The following is a 26,035-nucleotide window of genomic DNA, read 5'->3' on the forward strand; positions in this document are numbered from 1 at the left end:
CGTCAATCGTCAGGGGGCTGTGAAAGTGAAGGAGGGCACGTGACGAACGAGCGTGACGAGCAGTTCCACAGCTTCGTGCTCAGCCACCGCGCCGGACTGGTGCGGACTGCCACGCTGCTGACCGCGGGTGATGCGCACCTCGCCGAGGATCTGGTGCAGTCCACCCTGACGAAGTTGTACGTGGCCTGGCCGGCGTTCCGGCGGGCCGACAACCCGGAGGGATACCTGCGCCGGACCCTGGTGAACGCACTCACCGACGAGAAACGCCGGTGGTGGCGCCGCCACGAACGGCCGGTGGCCGACCTGCCGGACCGGCCGCACGCCGAGCCGGACCCGGACGACCGCAGCGACGGCCTGCGTCTCGCGCTGCGGGAACTGCCGCCGCGGATGCGGGCCGCCCTGGTGTTCCGCTACTTCTACGACCTTGACGTCGCCGACACCGCCGACGCCCTCGGGTGCTCCGAAGGCACGGTGAAAAGCCAGACGGCCCGGGCCCTCGACCGGCTGCGGACCGTCCTGGCGCCGACCGAACTTCCCCTGACTGGAGTCATCCGATGACCAATCTGCACGACCGTCTCGACACCATCGCGGGGCCGGCCGTCGTGCCGTCCCCGGCCCAGATCGACGCCGACCTGGCCCGTGGCAAGCGGGCGCTGCGCCGCCGCCGGGCCGTGCAGCAGGTGGGCGCGTCCGTCTTCGCGGTGGCCGCCATCGCCGCCGCGGTCGCCTACGGCACCAGCGGCGGTGCCAGTCCCCAGCCGAAGCCGGAGGCCGTCGCCCCGGTCGCGCCGCAGACCGTGGCCACCAAGCTCGTCGCCTACAAGGGTGAGCAGCCCAAGGGCTTCACCATCGACAAGGTGCCGGACGGCTGGGAGGTGCAGGGCGTCAGCCCGGGTGCGCTCACCATCGCCCCGATCGGCATCAAGGACCAGCACCCGGACAGCTTCGTCGGCAAGATCGCGGTCATGCTCCAGTCGGCCGACGACAAGTCCACCCCGACCGGCCAGAACGTCACGGTGGGCGGCAAGCCGGGCGTGATCAACGACCCGGACGACCCCGGTCACACCCGCAACCTGTGGGTGAAGCAGCCGAACGGGATCTGGATGCTGGTGCAGATCTGGGACGCGCGCGGCTGGACGGCGGAGAGCATGGTCGAGTTCGCCGACGGCATCACCGTGACCAAGGAGGCCCAGCAGGGCCGCGGCTGACGCCGCCGGGGGCGGGGCCTACCAGCCCCGCTCCCGCCACTCGGCCAGATGCGGCCGCTCGGCGCCGAGCGTCGAGTCTTTGCCGTGGCCCGGGTAGAACCAGGTGTCGTCGCCGAGCTGGCCGAACACCTTGGCCTCCAGGTCGTCCATCAGCGAGATGTGGTCCTCGGGCCGGATCGTCTTGCCGTGCCCGCCGGGGAAGAGCGAGTCGCCGGTCCACAGGTGCGCGGTGCCGGCCGGGTCGCGGTAGAGCAGGGCGATCGAGCCGGGCGTGTGGCCGACCAGGTGGATCACCTCGAGCGTGCAGTCGCCGACCTTGACCGTGTCGCCCTCGGTCAGCGTGTCGGTGACCACCGGGATCTCCACGGCGTCGGCCGCGTGCGCCAGCGACCGGGCGCCGGTGGCCTCGACCACGTCCTCCAGGGCCTGCCAGTGGTCACCGTGCCGGTGCGTGGTCACCACCGTGCTCAGCCCGCCCGAGCCGATCAACGCGATCAGCGTGTCGGCGTCGTTGGCCGCGTCGATCAGGACCTGCTCGTCGCCGCTGCGCAGCAGGTAGGCGTTGTTGTCCATGGGGCCGACCGAGACCTTGCTGATGGTCAGCTGGTCGAGGGTGCGCACCGCGGCCGGGCCGCCCTTGGTCACGTCTCCGGTGTAGGTCATCACTTCCACCTCACTGGTGTCGGGAGCTCGCCGTCCGGCGAGACGGTCAGGTCACCGCCGGCGGCGCGGCCGGCCAGCCACGCCGCGAGCGACTTGGTGGGCCCGCCGACCACCGGCGGTTCGTCCGCCTTGCCGATCGTCAGCGGATGGTCGGTGCCGTACGGGCGCAGCACCATCGCGGGCCACTCGGCGGAGGCACCGGTGACGATCTCGCGGAGCAGGCGCAGCGCGAAGGCGTCCGACCAGTCGCCGAACGTGTAGCCGGCGCCGAGGTCGACGTGGTGCACCTCGACCTCGCGCAGCCGCGCCCACGGCACCGCGGCCGCGGACTGGCCGAGAAAGTCGAGGTGGAACGTCCACGCGGCGGCCGGCATCGCGGCGCCGGCGTCGGCGAACCGCTCGTGCGCGGCCCGGATGTCTTCGATCTGCTCGCGCAGCGGGCGGCCGGACCCCTCCTCGATCGCCGCGTTGCGGGCCTCGGTGGAGGCGTAGGCCGGGGTCTCGACGCCGGTGCGGGCCCAGGTCAACAGATTGGTGTACGCGTCGGCGTTGCGCGCCACATGGGTGAGCACGTGGCCGACCGTCCACCCGGGCAGCAGCGACGGCGTGGCCACGGCGGCCGGGTCCAGGTCGGCGGCCGTACGGCACAGGGCCTCGGTGGCGCGGTCGACGTCGGTTAGCAGGACCAGCGGATCCATCGTCACCACCCAACCCTAGTGGCAGAGAATTCGCTTTCGCTCGGGTAGTGCGGACCGTACCGTCGGTGCCAGACGCGCAGATCGTCTTCGTGAAGGAGGTGGAGAACGTGCCGTTCCTCATTACCGCGTCCCTTCACCAGGAGGCCAGCGCCTGACCCGGCGCCCTCCCCTTCCGCAAAGGGTTCCTATGTCGCACGACCTGTCCCGGCTCGGCTGGGACGACTTCTTCGTATCCGCGTACCGTCCCTTCGACCGTTCCGACGCGTGTCCCGGCCGGGTGCTGCGCGTCGACCGCGGTGTCTGCACCGTGCTGGCCGCGTCCGGCGTCACCCGCGCCAGTCTGGCCGGCAACGTGCTGCTCGCCGCCGCCCAGGACCCGGTCAACCTGCCCGGCACCGGTGACTGGGTGGCGCTGCGGCGGTGGCCCGATCGCCGGATCACGGTCGAGGCGGTGCTGCCGCGGCGCACCGCGCTGATCCGCCGCACGTCCGACAAGGACGCCTCGGGTCAGTTGCTGGCCGCCAACATGGACTCGGTCGCGGTGGTCGAGCCGATGCACCCGGCACCCGACGCGCCCCGGGTCGAGCGCCTGCTCGCGCTGGCCTGGGAGTCGGGCGCCAAACCTGTGGTCGTGCTCACCAAGAGCGACACGGCGGCGGATCCGGAGGCGGTGGCCCGGCAGCTCGCCGAGCTCGCGCCGGGCGTACCGGTGGTTGCGGTGAGCGTGCGGGCCGAGCCCGGCGTCGATCAATTGCGGCCGTACGTGGTACCCGGCCGCACCCTGGCACTGCTGGGCCGCTCCGGAGCCGGCAAGTCGACACTGGTCAACGCGCTGGCCGGCACCGCCGTGATGCCGGTGCAGGCGATCCGGGACGCCGACGGCAAGGGCCGGCACACCACCGCGTACCGCAATCTCGTGCCGTTGCCCGGCGGCGGTGCCGTGGTGGACACCCCGGGCATCCGGGGCGTCGGCCTGCTCGACAACGCCTCCGGACTGGACCGGGCGTTCGCCGACATCGCCGACCTGGCGGCGCTGTGCCGCTTCGGCGACTGCCGGCACCGGGCCGAACCCGGCTGCGCGGTCACCGCGGCCGTGGCCGACGGCACACTGTCGCCGCGCCGCCTGGACAGCTGGCGCAAACTGCAGCGCGAGGTCGAGGTGGAGAGCGCGCGCCAGTCGGCCCGGCTGGCCGGTCTGGCCGGTCACCGCCGACGGCGGCCCTGAGCGCGCCTCTGCAAGAATGCACCGGTGCGTGCGGTGGACGAGGTTGTCGAACAGCCGGCTGTCCCCTCGGCTGCGCCGGCTCCGGTGACCCGCCGCGCCGATCTGTGGTCGCTGCTCAGCTACCTCGCGTTGGCCGTGCTCGCGCTGAGCCGGCTGTGGCGCGACCCGGACGGCCGGGTGCTCTCGCTCAACGAGGACGACCACGGCGTCTTCCTGTTCTTCCTCCAGCACGGCGAGCGGGTGCTGTTCCACGGCGACAACCCGTTCTTCACCGACCGGATCAACGTGCCGGACGGCGTGAACATGATGGCCAACACCTCGGTGCTGGCCGTCGGCGTGCCGCTCGCGCCGGTCACCCACTTCCTCGGCCCGGCCGTGGCGCTGGTGCTGGCGCTCACCCTGGGCCTGGCCGGCACCGCGGCGGCCTGGTACTGGGTGCTGTCGCGGCACCTGGTGACCAGCCGGGTCGCGGCCTGGGTCGGCGGCCTGTGGTGCGGTTTCGCGCCGACCATGATCTCGCACGCCAACGGCCACGTGAACTTCGTGAGCCAGTTCGTGGTGCCGTTCATCGTGTGGCAGGTGCTGCGGCTGCGCGAGCCGGGCCGGGTGTGGCGCGGCGGCGTGATCCTGGGCCTGCTGATCGTGCTCCAGGTGTTCGTGAACGAGGAGATCCTCCTGTTCACCGCGCTCACCCTGGCGGTTTTCGTACTCGCGTACGGGATCATGGCGCGACGGGAGAGCCTGGCGCTGGTGCCGCGCTATCTGGCCGGGCTCGGTGTCGCGGCCGGGGTGGCGGTCGTCCTGCTGGCCTATCCGCTGTACGTGCAGTTCTACGGCCCGCAGCACTACGAGGGCCAGCCGTTCCTGCCCGAGAAGTACGTCACCGACCTGCTCTCGCTGCCGGCGTTCGCCCGTCAGTCGCTGGCCGGCAACGCGGCGCTGGCCGAGAAGCTGAGCGTGAGCGCGACCGAGGAGAACACGTTCTTCGGCCCGGCCGGGCTCGTCATGATCGTGGTCTCGGTGATCATGCTCTGGCGCTCGGTGGCGGCCCGGGCCACCGCGATCGCCGGCCTGGTGCTGCTGGTCGTGTCGATGGGCCCGTGGCTGCGGGTGGCCAACCACCAGACCCCGATCCCGCTGCCGTTCGGCCTGGTCAGTCACCTGCCGATCATCGACCTGGTGAGCGTGACCCGGTTCGCCATGGTGGCCGCCACCGTCGCCGGCGTGCTGCTGGCGCTGGCCACCGACCGGGCCGGGGACCTGCCCGAGCGGCGCCGCCGCTGGTTCCGTGTCGGCCTGGTGCTGGCGCTGGTGCCGCTCGCGCCCAAGCCGCTGCCGGTGGTGCCGGCCGACCCGCTGCCCGCGTTCATCAGCCAGGGCATGTGGCGTGGGTACGTGTCCGAGGACCGCACCCTGGTGCCGGTGCCACTGCCCGAGGTGACCACCGGCCGGGCCGGGGTGCGCTGGTCGGCGCTGACCCGGCTGGACGTGCGCACGCCACGCGGGTACTTCATGGGCCCGGCGAATCCGCCCGGCGACCTGACCGGATCGTGGAACGCGCCCCGCCGGTTCACCACCGACCTGCTGTGGCGGGTGCGCCAGTACGGGCTCCGGCCCGACCTGACCACCACCGACCGGCGGCGGATCGAGGCCGACCTGATTTATTGGCGGGCCGCCGTGGTGGTGCTGGTGCCGGGCAGCCGCAACGGGGACGCGGTGCTGGCCACGCTGACCGACGCGCTGGGCCCGTCGCGCGAGGTGGGCGGCGTCCGGCTGTGGGACGTACGGTATTTAGCGGTCCCCCCGCCCGGGTGACCCATCCAACCGCCCCACCCGCCACCCTAAAGAGGTAAAAAGCCCCCTCCGATCTGCGGGAATGTGCGTCATGTGCCAGGCGCTGGGCTTGAACGGGGCGGCCGGGGGCAAAACTTGTCACACCCCCTGGCTAGAGTGTCCGCGGCTCTGCTCGACTCATACACATGTTCGGAGAGGCTGGCTGGTGGCCGACCGTTTGACTATTCGAGGCGCGCGCGAACACAACCTGCGTGACGTCAACCTTGACCTGCCCCGCGACGCGATGATCGTGTTCACCGGCCTGTCCGGTTCGGGCAAGTCCAGCCTCGCGTTCGACACGATCTTCGCCGAGGGGCAGCGCCGGTACGTCGAGTCGCTGTCGTCGTACGCGCGGCAGTTCCTCGGGCAGATGGACAAGCCCGACGTCGACTTCATCGAGGGCCTGTCGCCGGCCGTGTCGATCGACCAGAAGTCGACGTCGCGCAACCCACGCTCGACCGTGGGCACGATCACCGAGGTCTACGACTACCTGCGTCTGCTGTTCGCGCGCACCGGCATCCCGCACTGCCCGGTCTGCGGCGAGCGGATCAGCCGGCAGACCCCGCAGCAGATCGTCGACCGGGTGTTGGCGATGGACGAGGGCACCCGGTTCATGGTGCTCGCCCCGGTGATCCGCGGCCGCAAAGGCGAGTACGTCGACCTCTTCGCCGAGTTGCAGGCCAAGGGCTACGCCCGGGCCCGGGTCGACGGCGTGGTGCACCCGCTCACCGAGCCGCCCAAGCTCAAGAAGCAGGAGAAGCACACCATCGAGGTGGTGGTCGACCGGCTCAGCGTCAAGGCGGCCAGCAAGCAGCGCCTCACCGACTCGGTCGAGTCCGCGCTCGGCCTGTCCGGCGGCATCGTGCTGCTCGACTTCGTCGACCTGCCGGACGACGACCCGGGCCGCGAGCGCCGCTTCTCCGAGCACCTGGCCTGCCCCAACGACCACCCGCTCGCGATCGAGGACCTCGAACCCCGGGTCTTCTCGTTCAACGCGCCGTACGGCGCCTGCCCCGAGTGCAGCGGCCTGGGCACCAAGAAGGAGGTCGACCCCGAGCTGATCGTCCCGGACGTGGAGCGGTCGATCCGTGAGGGCGCGATCCAGCCCTGGTCCGGCGGGCAGACGATGGAATACTTCATGCGGCTGCTGGAGGCGCTCGCCGAGGCCGAGAAGTTCTCGGTCGACTCGCCGTGGCGGCAACTGCCGGCCCGCGCGCAGAAGACCATCCTGTACGGCGCGGAGGACCAGGTCCACGTCCGCTACCGCAACAAGTACGGCCGCGAGCGCTCCTACTACACCGGCTTCGAGGGCGTGGTGCAGTGGATCGAGCGGCGGCACAACGACACCGACAGTGACTGGTCGAGAGACAAGTACGAAGGCTACATGCGCGACGTGCCCTGCCCGCAGTGCGGCGGGGCCCGGCTCAAGCCCGAGGTGCTGGCCGTGACGATCGCCGGCAAGAGCATCGCCGACGTGTGCAACCTGTCGGTGGGGGAGTGCGCCGAGCTGCTGGCCTCGGTCGAGCTCGACGACCGGCAGAAGATGATCGCCGAGCGGGTGCTCAAGGAGATCAACGCCCGGCTCCGGTTCCTGGTCGACGTCGGCCTCGACTATCTGTCGCTCGACCGCGGCGCCGGCACCCTGTCCGGCGGCGAGGCGCAGCGTATCCGGCTCGCCACCCAGATCGGCTCCGGCCTGGTCGGCGTCCTCTACGTGCTGGACGAGCCGTCGATCGGCCTGCACCAGCGCGACAACCACCGGCTGATCGAGACCCTGGTGCGGCTGCGCAACCTGGGTAACACGCTGATCGTGGTGGAGCACGACGAGGACACCATCCGCACCGCGGACTGGATCGTCGACATCGGCCCGGGCGCCGGCGAGCACGGCGGCCAGATCGTGCACAGCGGTTCGGTCGAGGGCCTGCTGGCCAACGAGCAATCGCCGACCGGCGCCTACCTGTCCGGGCGCAGGGTGATCCCCACCCCGGCCACCCGGCGGCCGCAGACCGCCGGGCGCGAGCTGGTGGTGCAGGGCGCCCGCGAGCACAACCTGCGCAACCTCACGGTCGACTTCCCGCTGGGCCAGTTCATCGCGGTCACCGGGGTGAGCGGCTCGGGCAAGTCCACCCTGGTCAACGACATCCTCTACACGGTGCTCGCCAACCAGGTCAACGGCGCCCGGATGGTGCCCGGCCGGCACACCCGGATCACCGGGCTCGAGCACGTCGACAAGGTGGTGGGCGTCGACCAGTCGCCGATCGGCCGCACCCCGCGGTCCAACCCGGCTACCTACACCGGCGTGTTCGACAACATCCGCAAGCTGTTCGCCGAGACCACCGAGGCCAAGGTGCGCGGGTACGGCCCGGGCCGGTTCTCGTTCAACGTCAAGGGCGGCCGCTGCGAGAACTGCGCCGGCGACGGCACCATCAAGATCGAGATGAACTTCCTGCCGGACGTCTACGTCCCGTGCGAGGTGTGCAAGGGCGCCCGATACAACCGGGAGACGCTCGAGGTGCACTACAAGGGTAAGACCATCTCCGAGGTGCTGGAGATGCCGATCGAGGAGGCGGCCGGCTTCTTCGAGCCGATCCCGGCCATCCACCGGCATCTCAAGACCCTGGTCGACGTCGGCCTCGGGTACGTTCGGCTGGGCCAGCCGGCGCCGACCCTGTCCGGTGGCGAGGCGCAGCGCGTCAAGCTCGCCTCCGAGTTGCAGAAGCGGTCCACCGGCCGCACCGTCTACGTGCTCGACGAGCCGACCACCGGCCTGCACTTCGAGGACATCCGCAAGCTGCTGCTGGTGCTCAACGGCCTGGTCGACAAGGGCAACACGGTGATCACCATCGAGCACAACCTCGACGTGATCAAGACGGCCGACTGGCTGATCGACATGGGTCCCGAGGGCGGCAGCAAGGGCGGGCTGGTGCTGGCCACGGGCCGCCCCGAGGAGGTGGCCGAGGTGGCCGAGAGTCACACCGGCGGATTCCTGCGGCACATGCTGGGCCTCACCGGCGAGCCGGCCGGCGCGGCCGCGGCGGTGGCCCGGGCGGCCAAGGCCAACGGTGCGCCGGCCGCCGGCAGCAAGCCGCGGGCCACCCGCTCGCGGGCTCGGGCGACCGTCTGACACCCGGAGTCCAGCAGAGTCTCAGGTAACTCATAGCTACGACGCCCGGTCGGAATCTTATCCTCGGCCGGGCGGCGTCGTTCCGGTAAAGGTGCCGTTGCGCCGCCGGGCAAAGACCAACAAAGACCTACAAGACGCCGTCCCTGGGACGGATAATTTCGCGATGCGCCTGAACCAGGGCAGCCGCGAGCGCGTATACGACATTGACGCCGTGTGACCACTCATGCGGTCGAGGCACTGGAGGGCTAACCGATGACAGACGTGCAGCCGACGACCGATACTGAGCTCCCCGCCGAGGAGACGGGCCGTCCGGGCACGCGCTCCACGCGCCGGTTCGTGCTGCTGGGCGCGGGCGCAGCGGGCGCCACCGCGGTCCTGGCGGCCTGCGGCACGAGCAACTCGGGCAACACCAACGGCGAGGACTTCAGCGACGAACCCGCCCCGGCCGGCAGCGCGGGCGCCGACGGCAGCGCGAGCGGCGGCGACTCGGGTGGCGGCGACTCGGGCGGTGGCGACTCGGGCGGTGGGGGCGGCGCGCTGGCGCTGGTGGCCGACGTGCCCGAGGGCGGCGGCGTGATCAAGGGCGACCTGGTGATCACCCAGCCCACGGCCGGCACGTTCAAGGCGTTCAGCAAGGTGTGCACGCACGCCGGCTGCGACGTCAGCAAGGTCGACGCCGGGGTGATCACCTGCCCGTGTCACAACAGCAAATTTTCCATCGAGACCGGCGAGCCGACCGCCGGGCCGGCCAACAAGGCCCTGGCCGAGACCAAGGTCGTCGTCGACGGCGACAACATCGTCAAGGCCTGATCCCGCTGACTTCCGGCCGGAGGCCCGACGCCGTGGCGGCGGCAACGGACCTCCGGTCGGACAATCATGTCAGTCCCCCGCACTACTGTTGAGGCCGTGCCAGACCCGACCAGCTACCGGCCGCTCCCCGGGACCATTCCGGAGTCGCCCGGCGTCTATCGTTTCCGCGACCCGACCGGCCGCGTCGTCTACGTCGGCAAGGCCAAAAACCTGCGGAACCGGCTGAATTCCTACTTCGCCGACACCTGGTCGCTGCACGCCCGCACGCAACAGATGGTGACCACCGCGGCCAGTGTGGACTGGGTCACGGTCGGGACCGAGGTGGAGGCGCTCCAGCTCGAGTTCTCCTGGATCAAGGAATTCGATCCGCGCTTCAACGTGAAGTACCGCGACGACAAGTCGTACCCGTTCCTCGCGGTCACCCTCAACGAGGAATACCCCCGGCTCCAGGTGATGCGCGGCGCCAAGCGCAAGGGCGTGCGCTACTTCGGCCCGTACTCGCACGCCTGGGCCATCCGCGAGACGCTCGACCTGCTGCTGCGGGTCTTTCCGGCGCGCACCTGTTCGTCCGGGGTGTTCAAGCGGGCCGGCCAGATCGGCCGTCCGTGCCTGCTGGGATACATCGGCAAGTGCTCGGCGCCGTGCGTCGACCGGGTCTCGGCCGACGAACACCGGCAGATCGTCGACGACTTCTGCGACTTCATGGCCGGCCGCACCGACACGTTCGTCAAGCGGCTCGAGCGCGAGATGCTGGACGCGTCCGCCGAGCTGGAGTTCGAGCGGGCGGCCCGGCTGCGTGACGACATCGCGGCCCTGCGCCGGGCGATGGAAAAGCAGACGGTGGTGCTGGGCGACGGCACCGACGCCGACGTGGTCGCGTTCGCCGAGGACCCGCTGGAGGCGGCCGTCCAGGTCTTCCACGTCCGCGGCGGCCGGGTCCGCGGCCAGCGCGGCTGGGTGGTGGAAAAGGTGGAGGACCTCACCACCGGCGATCTGGTGCACCACTTCTGCAGCCAGATGTACGGCGGCTCCGAAGGGGAGGGTGACGTGCCGCGCGAGCTGCTGGTGCCGGCCCTGCCCGACGACGCCGCGGCGCTGGCCGACTGGCTGACCGACCACCGCGGCAGCCGGGTGCAGTTGCGCATCCCGCAGCGCGGCGACAAGCGCGCTCTGATGGAGACGGTGGCCCGCAACGCCGGCGAGGCCCTGCAACGGCACAAGCTGCGCCGGGCCGGCGACCTGACCACCCGGAGCAAGGCGCTCGACGAGATCGCCGAGGCGCTCGGCATGGACACCGCGCCGCTGCGCATCGAGTGCTTCGACGTGTCGCAGATCCAGGGCACCGACGTGGTGGCGTCCATGGTGGTCTTCGAGGACGGCCTGGCGCGCAAGAGCGAATACCGCCGGTTCGCGGTGCGCGGCAACCCGGACGGCAGCGGCACCGACGACCTGTCCGCGATGAGCGAGGTGATGCGCCGCCGCTTCGCCCGTTACAAGGCCTCGGAGGCGCCGGTGCCGGCCGAGGAGGCACCGGACGCGCCCGGCGAGCTCCCCGGCATCGACCCGCTCACCGGCAAGCCGCGCCGCTTCGCGTACCCGCCGCAACTGGTCGTCGTGGACGGTGGACAGCCGCAGGTCAACGCGGTCGCCGCGGTGCTGTCCGACCTGGGCATCACCGACGTGGCGCTGTGCGGCCTGGCCAAGCGGCTCGAGGAGGTGTGGCTGCCCGGCGACGACTTCCCGGTCATCCTGCCGCGCACCTCCGAGGCGCTCTATCTGCTCCAGCGGGTGCGCGACGAGGCCCACCGGTTCGCCATCACGTTCCACCGGCAGCGCCGCTCCAAGCGGATGACGGCGTCCGCGCTCGACACCGTGCCCGGCCTCGGCGAGACCCGGCGCAAGGCGCTGCTGCGCCACTTCGGGTCGCTGAAAAGGCTGTCCGCGGCCACCCCCGAGGAGATCGCCGAGGTGCCCGGCATCGGCCGCCGCACCGCCGAGGCCCTGCTCGCCGCCCTCAACCCGGCCCTCAACCCGGCCCGTTCCAGCCCGGACGGAGCTGCTGGCACCGAGGATGATAAGTGAATCGGAAAACGGGCATCCGGACCGGCGGACCGGTCGGATGCGGTCGGCCTAGGATGATTGGCTTCAGCCCGCCCGGCGAAGTGCGGGCGAAGCGACGCGGGAGGCGTTCGTGACGGAGTCGATGCCGGAGTTCCCCCAGCCTCAGTTTCCCGAGGACGCGGTGGACCCGGACGAGCTGACCACCGACCTGGTGGTCGTGACCGGCCTGTCCGGCGGCGGGCGCAGCACGGTGGCCCGCGCGCTGGAAAACGTCGGCTTCTACGTGGTCGACAACCTTCCGCAGGCGCTGATGCTCGACATGGCCCAGCTCGCCTTCCAGGCCGGCGGCGCCGCCCGGCGTACGGCCATGGTGCTGGACGTGCGCAGCCGGGCCTTCTCCACCGACCTGGCCGGCGCGGTCCGCGCGCTCAAGGACCGGGGCTTCTCGCCGCGGGTGGTGTTCGTCGACGCCGACGACGAGGTGCTGATCCGCCGGTTCGAGTCGGTGCGCCGGTCGCACCCGCTGCAGGGCGACGGCCGGCTGGCCGACGGCATCGCGGCCGAGCGCAAGCTGCTCGAGGAGGCCCGCGACCAGGCCGATGTGATCATCGACACCAGCCACCTGAACGTGAATCAGCTGCGGCGCCGGGTCGAGGAGCTGTTCGGCGGCGAGGACGTCCGCAAGCTGCGGATCACCGTGCTGTCCTTCGGCTTCAAGTACGGCCTGCCGCCGGACGCCGACTACGTTCTCGACGCCCGGTTCCTGCCCAACCCGTTCTGGGTGCCCGATCTGCGCGACCACACCGGCCTCGAGGAGGGCGTGAGCTCGTACGTCCTGGGCCAGGAGGGTGCGCACGACTTCCTGAGCACGTACGCGGGACTGATCGCGGCGACGGCGCCGGGGTTCGAGCGCGAGGGCAAGCGCTACCTGACCGTGGCCGTCGGCTGCACCGGCGGCAAACACCGCAGCGTCGCGATCACCGAGGAGCTGACCGCCCAGCTGCGCGACATGCGGCTGTCGGCCCACTCCTCGCACCGCGACCTGGGGCGGGAGTGACGGCGCCACCGGCCCGGCCGGTCCGGGTGGTCGCGTTCGGCGGCGGGCACGGTCTCGCCGCCACGCTCCGCGGCCTGCGGCACTGCGCCCGCGACGTCGAGATGGACATCACCGCGATCGTCACGGTCGGCGACGACGGCGGCTCCAGCGGCCGGCTGCGCGCCGAACGCGACGCGCTGCTGCCGCCCGGCGACCTGCGGCAGGCGCTCGCTGCGCTGGCCGCCGACGACCCTACCTGCAAGCGCACCGCGAGCCTGCTGCAATACCGGTTCGCGGCGATGTCCGAGGGCAGCAGCGCCGGCGACGAGTTGCTCGCCGGGCACGCGGTCGGCAACCTGGTGCTGCTCGGTCTCATGGAGATGCTCGGCGATCCGGTGGCCGCGCTCGACCACGCCGCCGCCATGGTCGGCGCCCGGGGCCGGGTGCTGCCGATGGCCCGGCACGCGGTCGGCATCGAGGCCGACGTGATCGGCGCCGACCCGGACCGCCCCGGCGAGGTGGTCACGGTGCGCGGACAACACGCCGTGGCGGTGGCGTTCGGGCACGTCGAAGCGGTCCGGATCGCACCGGCCGACCCGCCCACCTGCCCGCAGGCGGTGGACGCGGTGCACACCGCCGACTGGCTGATCTTCGGGCCGGGCAGCTGGTACACCAGCGTGCTGCCGCACCTGCTGGTGCCCGGCCTGGCGGCGGCCATCCTGGCCAGTCCGGCGCGCCGGCTGGTCACGCTCAACCTGGCCACCGACAACGAGACCCTGGGCCTGTCGGTGGCCGACCACCTGGCCGCGCTGCAGTGGTATCTGCCCGGCATCCGGATCGACACGGTGCTGGCCGACGCCAAGTGGGTGGGCGAGCCGGAGCCGGTGCACCGGGCCGCGGAGACCCTGGGCGCGCGTCTCGTATTGGCACCCCTGGCCGTTGCGGACGGCAGCCCCAGGCATGATCCTGAGTCGTTGGGCGTTGCACTGGTGCCAGTATTGGGCGCCGCTCGTTAAGCACAGGCGTACTGCGGCACACACTGTTCAAGATCCGGCGCATGAGGTGACAACAGGATGGCTATGACGGCAGCGGTCAAGGACGAGCTGAGCCGGGTCGACGTGCCCAAGCCGTGCTGCCGCCGGGCGGAGATGGCCTCGCTGCTGCGTTTCGCCGGCGGCCTGCACATCGTGTCCGGCCGGGTGGTGGTCGAGGCCGAACTGGACACCGGCGCGGTCGCCCGGCGCCTGCGGCGCGAGATCGCGGACGTGTACGGCTACCCCAGCGAGGTGCACGTGCTGGCCTCCGGCGGCCTGCGCAAGGGCAGCCACTACATCGTCCGGATCGTCAAGGACGGTGAGGCGCTGGCCCGCCAGACCGGTCTGCTCGACGTGCGCGGCCGCCCGGTGCGCGGCCTGCCCCCGCACGTGGTCTCGGCCAACGTCTGCTGCGCGGTGGCGGCGTGGCGTGGCGCGTTCATGGCGCACGGCTCGCTGACCGAGCCGGGCCGCTCCAGCGCCCTCGAGATCACCTGCCCCGGCCCGGAGGCGGCCCTGGCCCTGCGCGGCGCCGCCCGCCGGATCGGCATCACCGCCAAGGAGCGCGAGGTGCGCGGCGTCGACCGGGTGGTGATCAAGGACGGTGACGCGATCTCCGCCCTGCTCACCCGGATCGGCGCGCACGCCAGCGTGCTGGCCTGGGAGGAGCGCCGGGTCCGCCGCGAGGTCCGGGCCACCGCCAACCGGCTGGCCAACTTCGACGACGCCAACCTGCGCCGCTCGGCCCGCGCCGCGGTGGCCGCGGCCGCCCGGGTCACCCGCGCTCTGGAGATCCTGGCCGACGAGGCGCCCAACCACCTGACCTCGGCCGGCCAGTTGCGCCTCGAGCATCGCCAGGCGTCCCTTGAGGAACTCGGCGCGCTGGCCGACCCGCCGCTGACCAAGGACGCGATCGCCGGCCGCATCCGCCGGTTGCTCGCCCTGGCCGACAAGCGGGCCCGTGACCTGGGCATCCCGGACACCGAGGCGGCCGTCACCCCGGAGATGATGGCCTGCTAAGCACGATCGGGTGGGGACCAGCGGGGCGGAACCTGACTGGTCCGCCCGGCGGGACGGCCGCATGGCCGCAGCGCGCGCTGCGGCCATGCGTGGCAGGTGGCCGCGCTGTCCACCGGGGGAGTTCAGTTTGCCCGTACTTTCATGGCCTTGAAGTGGGGTTTTGATTAACTCGGGGTGACCGGAGTTGCGCACCGTGAGGTCACCCACCCGGCGCTCGGGGCGGGTGGTGGCTCGGATAGGGTCGTGGTGACGGCGACGGTGCCGGCAGCTCGGCCGACCCGCGCCGTGACGCCGCCAGTCAGGCGCGGCGCCTCCTCAGCCGGGCGCGGCGGCCGGACGCCCTTACGCCGGCCCAGCGACAGGTCGGCGCGCAGACCCTCCGCCGGTCGACTAAACCCGGCGGACCGAAACGAGGAGATCCACCTGTGACCATCCGGGTTGGCATCAACGGCTTCGGCCGTATCGGACGCAACTTCTTCCGGGCGGTACTCGCCTCCGGCGCGGACATCGAGATCGTCGGGGTCAACGACCTCACCGACAACGCGACCCTTGCGCACCTGCTCAAGTACGACTCAATCCTGGGCCGGCTGCCGCACGAGGTGAAGGCCACCGCCGACGAGATCACCGTGGGTGGCAAGACCTTCAAGGCGTTCGCCGACCGTGACCCGGCCAACCTCAAGTGGGCCGACGTCGGCGCCGACGTGGTGATCGAGTCGACCGGCTTCTTCACCGACGCCACCAAGGCCAAGGTGCACGCCGACAACGGGGCCAAGAAGGTCATCATCTCGGCGCCGGCCAAGAACGAGGACATCACGATCGTGATGGGCGTCAACGACAACCTGTACGACGCCGAGAAGCACACGGTCATCTCGAACGCGTCCTGCACCACCAACTGCCTCGCGCCGATGGCCAAGGTGCTCAACGACACGATCGGGATCGACAAGGGTCTGATGACCACGATCCACGCCTACACGCAGGACCAGAACCTGCAGGACGGCCCGCACAAGGACCTGCGCCGGGCCCGCGCCGCCGCGCTCAACATCGTGCCGACCTCGACCGGTGCCGCCAAGGCCGTCAGCCTGGTGCTGCCGGAGCTCAAGGGCAAGCTGGACGGCTTCGCGCTGCGGGTGCCGATCCCGACCGGCTCGGCTACCGACCTGACCTTCACCGCGGCCCGGGACACCTCGGTCGAGGAGGTCAACGCGGCGATCAAGGCGGCGGCGGACGGCCCGCTCAAGGGCATCCTGGTCTACACCGAGGACGAGATCGTCTCGGCCGACATCGTCACCGACCCGGCGTCCTGCATCTTCGACGCCGGCCTCACCAAGGTGATCGGCAACCAGGTCAAGGTCGTCGGCTGGTACGACAACGAGTGGGGCTACTCGAACCGCCTCGTCGACCTGGTCAAGCTGGTCGGCTGACGCGTCGTGAAGACTCTCGACGACCTGCTCGGCGAGGGTGTGTCGGGTCGGCGCGTGCTGGTACGCGCCGACCTGAACGTCCCGTTCGACAAAGCCCACCCTGGCGTGATCAGCGACGACGGCCGCGCCCGAGCGGTGCTGCCGACGCTGGTGGCGCTGCGGGACGCGGGTGCCCGCGTGATCGTCTGCTCGCACCTGGGGCGGCCGAAGGGTGCCCCAGACCCGAAATACACGCTCCAGCCCGTCGCCACCCGCCTGGGCGAGCTGCTCAGCTCGCCGGTGATCTTCGCCTCCGACACGGTCGGCCCGGACGCTGCCGCCAAGGTGGGCGCGCTGGCCGGCGGCGAGGTGCTGCTGCTGGAAAACCTGCGGTTCAACGAGGGCGAGACCTCGAAGGACGACGCGGTTCGGGCGGCATTCGCGGCTCAGCTCGCCGGTTTCGCCGACTTCTACGTGGATGACGCTTTCGGCGCCGTGCACCGCAAGCACGCCTCGGTCTTCGACGTGCCGGCCGTCCTGCCGCACTACGCGGGCCGGCTGGTCCTGCGCGAGGTCGAGGTCCTCAAGAAGGTCTCGGAGAGCCCGGAGCAGCCCTATGTGGTCGTGCTCGGCGGCTCGAAGGTGTCCGACAAGCTGGCGGTGATCCAGGCGCTGCTGCCCAAGGTCGACAAGCTGCTGGTCGGCGGGGGGATGTGCTTCACGTTCCTCAAGGCGCAGGGGCACGAGGTCGGCAAGTCGCTGCTCGAGGCGGAAATGATCTCCACCTGTGCCGATCTCCTCGCGCAGGCTGATGGGCGGATCGTGCTGCCCGTCGACGTCGTGGCCGCGACGGAGTTCGCGGCGGAGGCCTCATCCGATATTACGGACATTTCAGGAATCCCGGCCGATCGGCTGGGGCTCGACATCGGGCCCAAGTCGGTGGCGCTGTTCGCCGAGGCGATCTCGTCGGCGAAGACGGTCTTCTGGAACGGGCCGATGGGCGTCTTCGAGCTGGCGCCGTTCGCGGCCGGCACCCGGGGCGTGGCCGAGGCCATCACCAAGATCGACGGGTTCTCGGTGGTCGGCGGCGGCGACTCGGCGGCGGCGGTGCGCACGCTCGGCCTCGACGAGTCCGCGTTCGGCCACATCTCCACCGGCGGCGGCGCCTCCCTGGAGTACCTCGAGGGCAAGAAGCTGCCCGGCGTCGAAGCCTTGGAGAAGTGATGGCGGAGAACACCCGCCGGCCGATCATCGCCGGCAACTGGAAGATGAACCTCAACCACTTCGAGGCGAACCTGCTGGTGCAGAAGCTGGCCGCGAGCCTCACCGAGCAGCAGCTTGCCGACGTCGAGGTGGCCGTCCTGCCGCCGTTCACCGACCTGCGCACCGTGCAGACCGCGGTGGACGGCGACAAGCTGAGCATCGTCTACGGCGCGCAGGACATCTCGCGGCACAAGGGCGGCGCGTACACCGGTGAGATCGCCGGCTCGATGCTGGAGAAGCTCGGCTGCTCCTACGTGCTGGCCGGGCACTCCGAGCGCCGTGAGTACCACGAGGAGAGCGACGAACTGGTCAACGCGAAGGTGAAGGCCGCCTTCGCGAGCAACCTCACGCCGATCCTGTGCGTGGGCGAGGGCCTGCCGATCCGCGAGGAGGGCACCCACGTCGCGCACTGCACCGCCCAGCTGGACGCCGGCCTGGCCGGGCTCAAGCCCGAGCAGGTCAAGCAGGTCGTGATCGCGTACGAGCCGGTCTGGGCGATCGGCACCGGCAAGACCGCGACCCCGGAGGACGCCCAGGAGGTCTGCGGCGCCATCCGGGCCCGGCTCGCCGAGAAGTACGGTGCCGAGATCGCCGACGCGATCCGGATCCAGTACGGCGGCTCGGTGAAGTCGGCCAACATCGCGTCGATCATGGCTCAGCCAGACATCGACGGTGCTCTTGTCGGCGGTGCGAGTCTGGACGCCGAGGAGTTCGCTTCCATGGTCCGCTACCGCGAGCACATCGCGCGCTGACGCCCGTGTGCCCGGTCGCTGACGTCGACCGGGCACGCGCTATTGTTGTGCGGCTGTCTGTCCTTCGAGAGGAATGAACCGATCATGCCGATGTGGTTCGCGTACACGATGATCGTGTTGCTGGTGATCAGCAGTGTTCTGCTGACCCTGCTGGTCCTGCTGCACCGCGGCAAGGGCGGCGGCATGTCGAGCATGTTCGGCGGTGGCGTCACCTCGAGCCTCGCCGGTTCGTCAGTGGCGGAGAAAAACCTCGACCGCTACACGGTCCTGGTGGGCATTGTCTGGTTCGCCTGCATCGTGGGTCTTGGACTCTGGCTGCGGCTTGCCCTACCTGCTGCTTCCTGACCGACCGCAATAGTCGTAGAATCTGCCGCGCGTCCGGTTCTGCCGGGCGCGTGGCGTTTCTTTTGCCCTTGTTACGGCTATATTTCCGGCCGTCTTTACAGCGCCCCTCGAGACAGGAGTGACGTCCGTGTCCAGTGGCAGTGCGATCCGCGGCAGTCGCGTCGGGTCCAGCCCGATGCGCCCCGACGAGCGCAGCGAACCCGCCCCACGCCGGGAGGTGACCTACTTCTGCGCCGCCGGCCACGCCAGCCAGATTCGCTTCGCGGCTGACGCGCCGGCGCCGGAGACGTGGGACTGCCCGCGCTGTGGTCAGCCGGCCGGCCTGGACGGGGAGAACCCGCCCGGCCGGTTGCGGGCCGAGCCCTACAAGTCGCATCTGGCGTACGTGAAAGAACGCCGCAGCGACGAGGACGCGGCGAAAATTCTCGCTGAGGCACTCGCCAAGGTGCGGCAGCGCCGCGGCGAATAGGCCACCATGGGCCGATGAACTGGACGCTTGAAGTGGTCGTGGTCCCGGTCGCCGACATCGACCGGGCCAAGGCCTTCTACGCCGACAAGCTCGGCTTCGCGGTCGACCACGACACGGTCATCAACGACGACATCCGGATCGTGCAGCTCACCCCGCCGGGCAGCGGCTGCTCGATCGTCATCGGCAAGGGCGCGGTGCCCGACATGGCACCCGGCTCGCTCAAGGGCCTGCAACTGGTCGTCCCGGACATCGAGGCGGCGCGCGCCGAACTGCTGGAGCGCGGCCTCGAGGTGGGTGAAGTCCAGGTGGTGGGCGCCAACCCGCGGCCGGTGCCGCACCCCCTGGACAACGTGGGCTTCCTGTTCTTCGACGACCCGGACGGCAACGGCTGGGCCGTGCAGCAGATCTCGCGGCGTTAGGGAATCTTCGCCGCTGCGGCCTGGTCGAGCAGCCAGTACGTCCTGGTGCGGCCGACGGCATGTGCGGCCGGCAGCGCCTTGTCGCCGTTGAGCGCGGCACCCACCGAGTCGGTCTTGTCCGGTCCCGCGGCGATCAGCCACACCTCGTCGGCGCTCTGGATGGTCGGCATGGTCAGCGTGATGCGAGTGGGCGGCGGCTTGGGGCTGTCGAAGACGGCGGCCGTCGTCCCGCTCGTGTCGTTGAGCACCGGGTGCTCGGGAAACAGGGACGCCACGTGCCCGTCCTCGCCGACGCCGAGCATCAGCACGTCGATCGGCGGCAGGTCGGCCCCGCCGATCTTCAACTCCTCGGCGTAGCGGGCGGCCGCCGCGGTGGCGTCGTCGCCGTCCGGGCCGTCGGTGGCTGGCATCGGGTGCACCCGGGCCCGGTCCAGCGGCAGTTCGTCCAGCAGGGCGGCGCGGGCCTGGGTCTCGTTGCGGTCGGCGTGGCCGGCCGGCAGGAACCGCTCGTCGCCCCACCACAGGTCGACGTGCGACCAGTCGATGGCGGCCGCGGTCGGCAGGTCCTTGACGGTCCGCAGCACCTTGGCGGCGATCCGGCCGCCGGTCAGCACGATGCCGGCCGTGCCGCGTTCCGCCTGGGCGTCCACGATCTTGCTGACCAGCCGGGAAGCCACGGTGGCGGCCAGCACATCCGCGTCGGGCACCACCACGACCAGGGTCTTGCTCACGGGGCTCTCATCTCCTTGAAATGGCGACCGGGCCGTCCACCTCGGCGGCGGACGGCCCGGTCGATCGTCGGGGGTTCAGGCGGCGCTGCCGCCGGGGCCGGCGAAGGCGCCGGCCGCCTCGTCCGCGCGAGCGGCCATGGCCGGGTCCTTCCACACGTGCACCCGGGCGGGCGGCTTCTGGTCCAGGTCGGTCAGGCCGGCCATGGCGCCGAGCGCCTCGGCGTAGATCTGGTCGGCGTCCAGCCGGCGCAGTTCCTCGGCCAGTTCGTCGCCGACCGGCCGCTTGGGCAGCGGCATGTAGCGGTCCTCCTGGCCGGTGCGGCTGAAGAGGGCCGTGTTTTCCTCGCGGGTGACCCGGACGCAGTCGCCGTTGGCGCACTGGAGCTCGACCGAGTGCAGCCGCGGGGAGCGGTCGGTGTGTTCCCACTCCGGCTCGATGCCCAGGCGGGACTTGAGCCAGCCCTTCATGAGCGCCGCGGTCGGGTCGGTCTTGGGCGCCACCACGGTGGCACCGGTGACCCGCTCGTCGGTGGTGTCGAACGCGCCGGCCACCAGCGTGCGCCACAGCGTGATCCGGGTCCAGGTGAGGTCGGTGTCGCCGGGCGCGTAGTCGGTGGCCCGCTGCCGCAGCGCGGCCACCGGGTCGGGGGACTGCGCGCAGTCGGTGATCCGGCGGTCGGCCACCACGCCGAGGAAGTCGTTGGCGATCATGTTGGGCGGCTCCTCGTGCCACCAGGTGACCACCGGGACGTCCGGGGCGAGCAGCGGCATGACCACCGACTCGGCGTGCAGGGCGAGCCGCCCGTACATGCGCATCACGACGGCCTCGGCCGGTCCGAGCCGGCCGCCGACCACGATCTCGGCGTCCAGCCGGCTGCGGCCCTCCATGTCGGAGCGGACCACGATGAGCAGGCGGCAGGGGTGCGCGGCGGCCGCGATGGTGGCGGCGGCCTCGGCCTCCCGGACCTTCTTCTCCTCGACCACGGCGACCAGGGTCAGGGCCAGGCCGGAGGCCACGCCGCCGGCGCTGCGCCGCTCAGCCGCGAGGGCCTTGATGACCTCGTTGCCGTTGGTGTCCCACAAGCCGATCATGCTCGCCTCCAGCTCCGGCCCTCGCGGGCCAGCATTTCGTCCGCGGCGCGCGGGCCCCACTCGCCGGCCCGGTACGGTTCCGGCTTGGTGCCCGCCCAGGCGGCCTCGAGCGGGTCGATGACCCGCCACGACTGCTCCACCTCGGCGGCGTCCGGGAACAGGGTGCGGTCGCCGACCAGCACGTCGAGCACGAGCCGCTCGTACGCCTCCGGGCTGGACTCGGTGAAGGCCTCGCCGTACTGGAAGTCCATCGCAATGTCGCGAACCTCCATCTGGGTGCCGGGCACCTTGGAGCCGAACTTGAGCACCACGCCCTCGTCCGGCTGGACCCGGATGACCAGCTGGTTGTGGCCGAGCATCTCCACGTCGGCGGGGTCGAACGGCAGGTGCGGCGCCCGCTTGAAGAGGATCGCGATCTCGGTGACCCGGCGCGGCATGCGCTTGCCGACCCGGACGAAGAACGGGACCTCGGCCCAGCGGCGGTTCTGGATGCCGAGCCGCACGGCCGCGTACGTCTCCGTGGTGGAGTCGGCCGGGATGTCCTTCTCCTCCAGGTAGCCCATGGCGCGTTCGCCGGCCACCCAGCCGGGCAGGTATTGGCCCCTTACCGAGCCGGTGCTGATGTCCTTGGGCAGGCTGATCGCCTTGAGCACCTTGAGTTTCTCGGCCCGCACCTCCTGCGGGTCGAAGCTCGTAGGCTCCTCCATGCCGACCAGCGCGAGCAGCTGGAGCAGGTGGTTCTGCAGCACGTCGCGGGCCGCGCCGGAGGCGTCGTAGAAGGCGGCCCGGCTGCCGATGCCGACGTCCTCGGCCATGGTGATCTGCACCGAGTCGACGTACTTGGAGTTCCACACCGGCTCGAACAGGCTGTTCGCGAAGCGCAGGGCCAGGATGTTCTGGACCGTCTCCTTGCCCAGGTAGTGGTCGATCCGGTACACGTCCTGCGGCGTGAACACCTCGTCGACCAGCTGGTTGAGCGCGATCGCGGACTCCAGGTCGTGGCCGAACGGCTTTTCCACGACGACCCGGCGCCAGCCGCCGGACTTCGCGTTGTCGGCCATCCCGGTGCGGGCCAGCTGGTTGAGCACCAGCGGGAACGCGGCCGGCGGGATGGAGAAGTAGAAGGCCGCGTTGCCCGGGATGCCGTTGCGCTCGCGCAGGTCGTCCAGGGTGGCGGCCAGATGGTCGAAGGCGGCGTCGTCGTCGAACGAGCCGGGCACGAACTGGAACTGACTGGCCAGACGCTGCCAGACGTCCTCGCGCCACGGGGTCCGGGCGCCCTTCTTCGCCGCCTCGAGCGCCAGCGACTCGAAGTCGCCGTCGCCCCAGTCGCGGCGGGCGAAGCCCAGAACCACGAAACCGGGCGGCAGGAGACCGCGGTTGGCCAGGTCGTAGACGGCCGGGATGAGCTTCTTTCGGGACAGGTCACCGGTGACTCCGAAGATCACCAGAGCGCAGGGCTCGGGGATCCGTGGAAGCCTGCGGTCCTGTGCGGTACGCAGCGGATTGCCCACGTGGTCCATCCTGCCAGGTCGGGCCTGCTGCCGGGGCCGAGTCGCGGCCCCGGCAGCAGGGACTTCGTCAGGCTGCGTCGCTCGGGTTCTTGGCGCCGGACGCGGCCGCCTTCAGCGACTTGTCCACGCCCTCCAGAAGTTCGCCCCAGCTCGCCTCGAACTTCTCGACGCCCTCGTCCTCGAGGACCTTGACCACGTCGTTGAAGTCGATGCCGACGCCGGCCAGGTCGGCCATCACCTGCTTGGCGTGACCGAAGTTGCCGGTGATGGTGTCGCCGCGGGTCTCGCCGTGGTCGGCGAACGCGTGGATCACCGACTCCGGCATGGTGTTGACCGTCCCGGGGGCGATCAGTTCCTCGACGTAGACGGTGTCCGGGAACTCCGGGTTCTTCGTCGAGGTGGAGGCCCACAGCGGACGCTGCGGGTGGGCACCGGCGTCGGCCAGCTTCTGCCAGCGGTCGCTGCCGAAGACCTCGGTGTACGCCTCGTACGCGAGCCGGGCGTTGGCGATCGCGGCCTTGCCCTTGAGCGCCTTGGCCTCGTCGCTGCCGATCTTGTCGAGTCGCTTGTCGACCTCGGAGTCCACACGCGAGACGAAGAACGACGCCACCGAACCGATCTTGGCGAGGTCGTGCCCGTTGGCCTTGGCCTGCTCGAGGCCGGCCAGGAACGCGTCCATCACGGCTCGGTAGCGCTCCAGCGAGAAGATCAGCGTCACGTTCACGCTGATGCCCTCGGCCAGCGTCGCGGTGATCGCGGGCAGGCCGGCCAGGGTCGCCGGGATCTTGATGAACAGGTTTTCCCGGTCGACCAGCCACCACAGCGTCTTGGCCTCGGCGACGGTGCTCGGGGTCTCGTGCGCCTTGCGCGGGTCGACCTCGATCGACACCCGGCCGTCCACGCCGGCCGAGGCGTCGTAGGCGGGCCGCTCGACGTCGCACGCGTCGCGCACGTCGCGGGCGGTCATCAGGCGGACCGCCTCCTCGACCGTGACGCGCTGGGCGGCCAGGTCCTTGAGCTGCTCGTCGTACGCGTCCGCGTCGGACAGCGCCTTCTGGAAGATGCTGGGGTTGGTGGTCACGCCGACCACGTGCTGCTCACGCCGCATCTTGTCGAGTGAGCCGCTGGTCAGGCGGACGCGGGAGAGATCGTCGAGCCACACCGCCACACCAGCGGCGGAGAGCTCGGCAAGCCGGTCGGTCATCGCTTACTCCCTTTCCTAAGTCCTTGCAGTGCGGCGAAGCCGCCTCAGAGGCTCAGTTTCCGGTCTTGTGACCGGTGATCTCGCCGACCTTTGCCAGGGCGGCGTTGGCCTTTGCCACCACGTTGTCCGCGGTGAACCCGAACTGCTCGAAGAGGATCTTCGCGGGCGCGCTGGCACCGTAGTGCTCGATGCTGACCGGCTCGCCGGCCTCGCCGAGGATGCGGTCCCAGCTCATCCGGATGCCGGCCTCGACCGTGACCCGGGCCTTGACCCCGCGCGGCAGCACCTGTTGCTGGTATGCGCCGGGCTGCGCGTAGAACCACTCCTGGCAGGGCATCGAGACGACCCGGGTGGGCGTGCCCTGTGCCTCCAGCCGCTCCTGCGCCGCGAGGCAGTGCTGCACCTCGGAGCCGGTGCCGATCAGGATCACCTTGGGCTCGCCGCCGGACGCCTCGGACAGGATGTAGCCGCCCTTGAGCACGCCCTCGGCCGACGCGTACTTGTTGCGGTCGATGGTCGGCAGATTTTGCCGGGACAGCGCCAGCGCGGTCGGCCGGTCGTTGTGCTCCAGCGCGCCGCGCCAGGCCCAGGTGGTCTCGTTGGCGTCGGCCGGGCGGACCACGTCGAGGCCCACGATGGCGCGCAGCGCAGACAGCGTCTCGATCGGCTGGTGGGTCGGTCCGTCCTCGCCGAGACCGATCGAGTCGTGCGTCCAGACGAAGACGACCGGCAGCCCCATCAGCGCGGACAGCCGGACGGCGCCGCGCATGTAGTCGCTGAAGACCAGGAAGGTGCCGCCGTACACCCGAGTGCCGCCGTGCACCGCGATGCCGTTGAGGATCGAGCCCATGCCGTGCTCGCGGATGCCGAAGTGCAGGGTGCGGCCGTACTCGTTGCCCGGGAACTCCTTGGTGGCGTATGCCGCCGGGATGAACGAGGGCTCACCCTTCATGGTGGTGTTGTTGCTCTCGGCCAGGTCGGCCGAGCCGCCCCACAGCTCGGGCAGCACCGGGGCGAGCGCCTCCAGGATCTTGCCGGAGGCGGCGCGGGTGGCCAGGCCCTTCTCGTCGGCCGGGAACTCGGGCAGCGCCTGGTGCCAGCCCTCCGGCAGCGAGCGCTGGGCCATCCGGTCCCACAGCTTCTTGGCGTCGGGGTTGGCCTTGGCCCAGGCGTCGTACGCCTGCTGCCACTCGGCGCGCTGCGCGCGGCCGCGCTCGACGACCTGCTTGGCGTGATCGAGGACGGCCGGGTCGACCGCGAACGTCTCGTTCGGATCGAAGCCGAGGATCTCCTTGGTGGCCGACACCTCGGCGGCGCCCAGAGCGGAGCCGTGGATCTTGCCGGTGTTCTGCTTGTTCGGCGCGGGCCAGCCGATGATCGTCTTGAGGACGATGAAGGATGGCTTGTCAGTCACCTGCTTGGCCTTGATTATCGCCTGGTAGAGCGCCTCGACGTCCTCGTTGTAGTCGCCCTTGTCCGGGTCGCCCTTGCGCCAGTCGACCTCCTGCACGTGCCAGCCGTACGCGGCGTACCGGGCGCCGGCGTCCTCGCACTTGGCGATGCGGGTGTCGTCCTCGATCGAGATCTCGTTGTCGTCGTAGATCACGGTGAGGTTGCCGAGTTTCTGCACCGCGGCGATGGCGCTCGACTCGTGGCTGACGCCCTCCTCGATGTCGCCGTCCGAACAGATCACGTAGATGTTGTGATCGAACGGCGAGCTGCCCTGGTCGGAGGTCGGGTCGAACAGGCCGCGCTCGCGGCGGGTGGCCATCGCCATGCCGACCGCGTTGCCGATGCCCTGCCCGAGCGGGCCGGTGGTGACCTCGACGCCGGGGGTGTGCCGGTACTCCGGATGGCCGGGGGTCAGCGAGTCCCACTGGCGTAGTGACGCAAGGTCATCCAGCGACAGGCTGTAACCACTGAGGAAGAGCTGAATGTAGAGGGTCAGGCTGGAGTGCCCGGCGGAGAGCACGAACCGGTCCCGCCCTGGCCAGTGCGGGTCGGTCGGGTCGTGGCGCATGACCCGGTTGAACAGCAGGTAGGCGGCGGGCGCGAGGCTCATCGCCGTGCCAGGGTGGCCGTTGCCGGATTTCTCGACGGCGTCCATGGCCAGGACCCGGACCGTATCCACGGC

At 70.8% G+C, this 26,035-nt stretch carries 23 protein-coding genes; 16 read left to right on the forward strand and 7 right to left on the reverse strand.

Going from position 1 to position 26,035, the window contains the following annotated elements; all coding sequences use genetic code 11:
• The first annotated feature begins 39 nt into the window (after positions 1-39).
• Both Ari01nite_RS22215 and Ari01nite_RS22220 read left to right on the forward strand, forming a co-directional pair.
• Positions 40-558: a SigE family RNA polymerase sigma factor gene (locus Ari01nite_RS22215; RefSeq protein ID WP_203783448.1), complete on the forward strand. Its 519-nt coding sequence runs from the start codon at positions 40-42 to the stop codon at positions 556-558.
• Positions 555-1,208: a hypothetical protein gene (locus tag Ari01nite_RS22220; protein WP_203783450.1), complete on the forward strand. Its 654-nt coding sequence runs from the start codon at positions 555-557 to the stop codon at positions 1,206-1,208. The genes Ari01nite_RS22215 and Ari01nite_RS22220 overlap by 4 nt, the downstream gene beginning before the upstream one ends.
• 18 nt (positions 1,209-1,226) lie before the next feature.
• Here Ari01nite_RS22220 and Ari01nite_RS22225 read toward each other — a convergent pair whose 3' ends face one another.
• Both Ari01nite_RS22225 and Ari01nite_RS22230 read right to left on the reverse strand, forming a co-directional pair.
• A complete protein-coding gene (locus Ari01nite_RS22225; RefSeq protein ID WP_203783452.1) occupies positions 1,227-1,871 on the reverse strand; it encodes an MBL fold metallo-hydrolase in 645 nt (214 codons plus the stop codon).
• Positions 1,871-2,575 (reverse strand): maleylpyruvate isomerase family mycothiol-dependent enzyme, encoded by a 705-nt coding sequence (locus Ari01nite_RS22230; RefSeq protein ID WP_203783454.1) that lies wholly within the window; start codon positions 2,573-2,575, stop codon positions 1,871-1,873. Before Ari01nite_RS22230 ends, Ari01nite_RS22225 begins: the two co-directional genes overlap by 1 nt.
• Before the next feature lie 181 nt (positions 2,576-2,756).
• On the opposite strand from Ari01nite_RS22230, the gene rsgA reads away from it, so the two are divergent.
• The 14 genes from rsgA to Ari01nite_RS22300 all read left to right on the forward strand — a co-directional run bounded on the left by rsgA (position 2,757) and on the right by Ari01nite_RS22300 (position 19,360).
• Complete coding sequence (gene rsgA, locus Ari01nite_RS22235) at positions 2,757-3,794, forward strand: ribosome small subunit-dependent GTPase A (RefSeq protein WP_203783463.1); 1,038 nt, start codon at positions 2,757-2,759, stop codon at positions 3,792-3,794.
• 24 nt (positions 3,795-3,818) lie between these two features.
• A complete protein-coding gene (locus Ari01nite_RS22240; protein ID WP_203783465.1) occupies positions 3,819-5,609 on the forward strand; it encodes a hypothetical protein in 1,791 nt (596 codons plus the stop codon).
• A 184-nt stretch (positions 5,610-5,793) separates the two neighbouring features.
• Complete coding sequence (gene uvrA, locus Ari01nite_RS22245; protein WP_203783473.1) at positions 5,794-8,751, forward strand: excinuclease ABC subunit UvrA; 2,958 nt, start codon at positions 5,794-5,796, stop codon at positions 8,749-8,751.
• A gap of 252 nt (positions 8,752-9,003) precedes the next feature.
• Entirely contained in the window at positions 9,004-9,561 is a 558-nt protein-coding gene (locus Ari01nite_RS22250; RefSeq protein ID WP_203783476.1) for a Rieske (2Fe-2S) protein, read from the forward strand.
• A 96-nt stretch (positions 9,562-9,657) separates the two neighbouring features.
• A complete protein-coding gene (uvrC, locus tag Ari01nite_RS22255; RefSeq protein WP_203783479.1) occupies positions 9,658-11,643 on the forward strand; it encodes an excinuclease ABC subunit UvrC in 1,986 nt (661 codons plus the stop codon).
• Positions 11,644-11,764: 121 nt separating this feature from the next.
• The gene (gene rapZ / locus Ari01nite_RS22260; RefSeq protein WP_438872217.1) at positions 11,765-12,679 is read left to right on the forward strand and encodes an RNase adapter RapZ; all 915 of its coding nucleotides are present in this window, start codon (positions 11,765-11,767) and stop codon (positions 12,677-12,679) included.
• Positions 12,676-13,674 carry a gluconeogenesis factor YvcK family protein gene (locus Ari01nite_RS22265; RefSeq protein WP_203783488.1) on the forward strand — a complete coding sequence of 333 codons (999 nt, stop codon included), beginning with the start codon at positions 12,676-12,678 and terminating at the stop codon, positions 13,672-13,674. Before rapZ ends, Ari01nite_RS22265 begins: the two co-directional genes overlap by 4 nt.
• A gap of 57 nt (positions 13,675-13,731) precedes the next feature.
• A complete protein-coding gene (gene whiA, locus Ari01nite_RS22270; RefSeq protein ID WP_203783491.1) occupies positions 13,732-14,712 on the forward strand; it encodes a DNA-binding protein WhiA in 981 nt (326 codons plus the stop codon).
• Between the two features lie 425 nt (positions 14,713-15,137).
• Positions 15,138-16,133 carry a type I glyceraldehyde-3-phosphate dehydrogenase gene (gene gap, locus Ari01nite_RS22275; RefSeq protein WP_203783497.1) on the forward strand — a complete coding sequence of 332 codons (996 nt, stop codon included), beginning with the start codon at positions 15,138-15,140 and terminating at the stop codon, positions 16,131-16,133.
• Positions 16,134-16,139: 6 nt separating this feature from the next.
• Complete coding sequence (locus tag Ari01nite_RS22280) at positions 16,140-17,336, forward strand: phosphoglycerate kinase (RefSeq protein ID WP_203783498.1); 1,197 nt, start codon at positions 16,140-16,142, stop codon at positions 17,334-17,336.
• Positions 17,336-18,127, forward strand: coding sequence for a triose-phosphate isomerase (gene tpiA, locus Ari01nite_RS22285; RefSeq protein WP_203783499.1), 792 nt, complete (start codon positions 17,336-17,338; stop codon positions 18,125-18,127). The genes Ari01nite_RS22280 and tpiA overlap by 1 nt, the downstream gene beginning before the upstream one ends.
• Before the next feature lie 84 nt (positions 18,128-18,211).
• Entirely contained in the window at positions 18,212-18,472 is a 261-nt protein-coding gene (gene secG / locus Ari01nite_RS22290) for a preprotein translocase subunit SecG (RefSeq protein ID WP_203783500.1), read from the forward strand.
• A 127-nt stretch (positions 18,473-18,599) separates the two neighbouring features.
• Positions 18,600-18,941 (forward strand): RNA polymerase-binding protein RbpA, encoded by a 342-nt coding sequence (locus Ari01nite_RS22295; protein ID WP_203783501.1) that lies wholly within the window; start codon positions 18,600-18,602, stop codon positions 18,939-18,941.
• Positions 18,942-18,955: 14 nt separating this feature from the next.
• The gene (locus Ari01nite_RS22300; RefSeq protein ID WP_203783502.1) at positions 18,956-19,360 is read left to right on the forward strand and encodes a VOC family protein; all 405 of its coding nucleotides are present in this window, start codon (positions 18,956-18,958) and stop codon (positions 19,358-19,360) included.
• Here Ari01nite_RS22300 and pgl read toward each other — a convergent pair.
• From pgl to tkt, 5 genes are all read right to left on the reverse strand, one after another.
• Positions 19,357-20,091, reverse strand: coding sequence for a 6-phosphogluconolactonase (gene pgl, locus Ari01nite_RS22305; RefSeq protein WP_203783503.1), 735 nt, complete (start codon positions 20,089-20,091; stop codon positions 19,357-19,359). The two genes, Ari01nite_RS22300 and pgl, sit on opposite strands and share 4 nt — an antisense overlap.
• A gap of 75 nt (positions 20,092-20,166) precedes the next feature.
• On the reverse strand, positions 20,167-21,183 hold the full coding sequence (locus Ari01nite_RS22310) for a glucose-6-phosphate dehydrogenase assembly protein OpcA (protein WP_203783504.1): 1,017 nt from the start codon (positions 21,181-21,183) through the stop codon (positions 20,167-20,169).
• On the reverse strand, positions 21,180-22,697 hold the full coding sequence (gene zwf, locus Ari01nite_RS22315) for a glucose-6-phosphate dehydrogenase (RefSeq protein ID WP_203783505.1): 1,518 nt from the start codon (positions 22,695-22,697) through the stop codon (positions 21,180-21,182). The genes Ari01nite_RS22310 and zwf overlap by 4 nt, the downstream gene beginning before the upstream one ends.
• Positions 22,698-22,764: 67 nt before the next feature.
• Positions 22,765-23,901, reverse strand: coding sequence for a transaldolase (gene tal, locus Ari01nite_RS22320; RefSeq protein WP_203783506.1), 1,137 nt, complete (start codon positions 23,899-23,901; stop codon positions 22,765-22,767).
• 52 nt (positions 23,902-23,953) lie between these two features.
• A complete protein-coding gene (gene tkt, locus Ari01nite_RS22325; protein WP_239162927.1) occupies positions 23,954-26,008 on the reverse strand; it encodes a transketolase in 2,055 nt (684 codons plus the stop codon).
• Positions 26,009-26,035: the final 27 nt, after the last annotated feature.

The sequence above is a fragment of the Paractinoplanes rishiriensis genome (genome assembly GCF_016862375.1).
In the GTDB taxonomy this organism is placed as follows: domain Bacteria; phylum Actinomycetota; class Actinomycetes; order Mycobacteriales; family Micromonosporaceae; genus Actinoplanes; species Actinoplanes rishiriensis.

Bases quoted from the DNA above. Each gene is read 5' to 3' on its own strand.
- Ari01nite_RS22220 (WP_203783450.1), top strand. From the start codon at position 555: ATGACCAATCTGCACGACCGTCTCGACACCATCGCGGGGCCGGCCGTC.
- Ari01nite_RS22225 (WP_203783452.1), bottom strand. From the start codon at position 1,871: ATGACCTACACCGGAGACGTGACCAAGGGCGGCCCGGCCGCGGTGCGC.
- rsgA (WP_203783463.1), top strand. From the start codon at position 2,757: ATGTCGCACGACCTGTCCCGGCTCGGCTGGGACGACTTCTTCGTATCC.
- Ari01nite_RS22250 (WP_203783476.1), top strand. From the start codon at position 9,004: ATGACAGACGTGCAGCCGACGACCGATACTGAGCTCCCCGCCGAGGAG.
- rapZ (WP_438872217.1), top strand. From the start codon at position 11,765: ATGCCGGAGTTCCCCCAGCCTCAGTTTCCCGAGGACGCGGTGGACCCG.
- whiA (WP_203783491.1), top strand. From the start codon at position 13,732: ATGGCTATGACGGCAGCGGTCAAGGACGAGCTGAGCCGGGTCGACGTG.
- tpiA (WP_203783499.1), top strand. From the start codon at position 17,336: ATGGCGGAGAACACCCGCCGGCCGATCATCGCCGGCAACTGGAAGATG.
- secG (WP_203783500.1), top strand. From the start codon at position 18,212: ATGCCGATGTGGTTCGCGTACACGATGATCGTGTTGCTGGTGATCAGC.
- Ari01nite_RS22300 (WP_203783502.1), top strand. From the start codon at position 18,956: ATGAACTGGACGCTTGAAGTGGTCGTGGTCCCGGTCGCCGACATCGAC.
- Ari01nite_RS22310 (WP_203783504.1), bottom strand. From the start codon at position 21,183: ATGATCGGCTTGTGGGACACCAACGGCAACGAGGTCATCAAGGCCCTC.
- tal (WP_203783506.1), bottom strand. From the start codon at position 23,901: ATGACCGACCGGCTTGCCGAGCTCTCCGCCGCTGGTGTGGCGGTGTGG.
- tkt (WP_239162927.1), bottom strand. From the start codon at position 26,008: ATGGACGCCGTCGAGAAATCCGGCAACGGCCACCCTGGCACGGCGATG.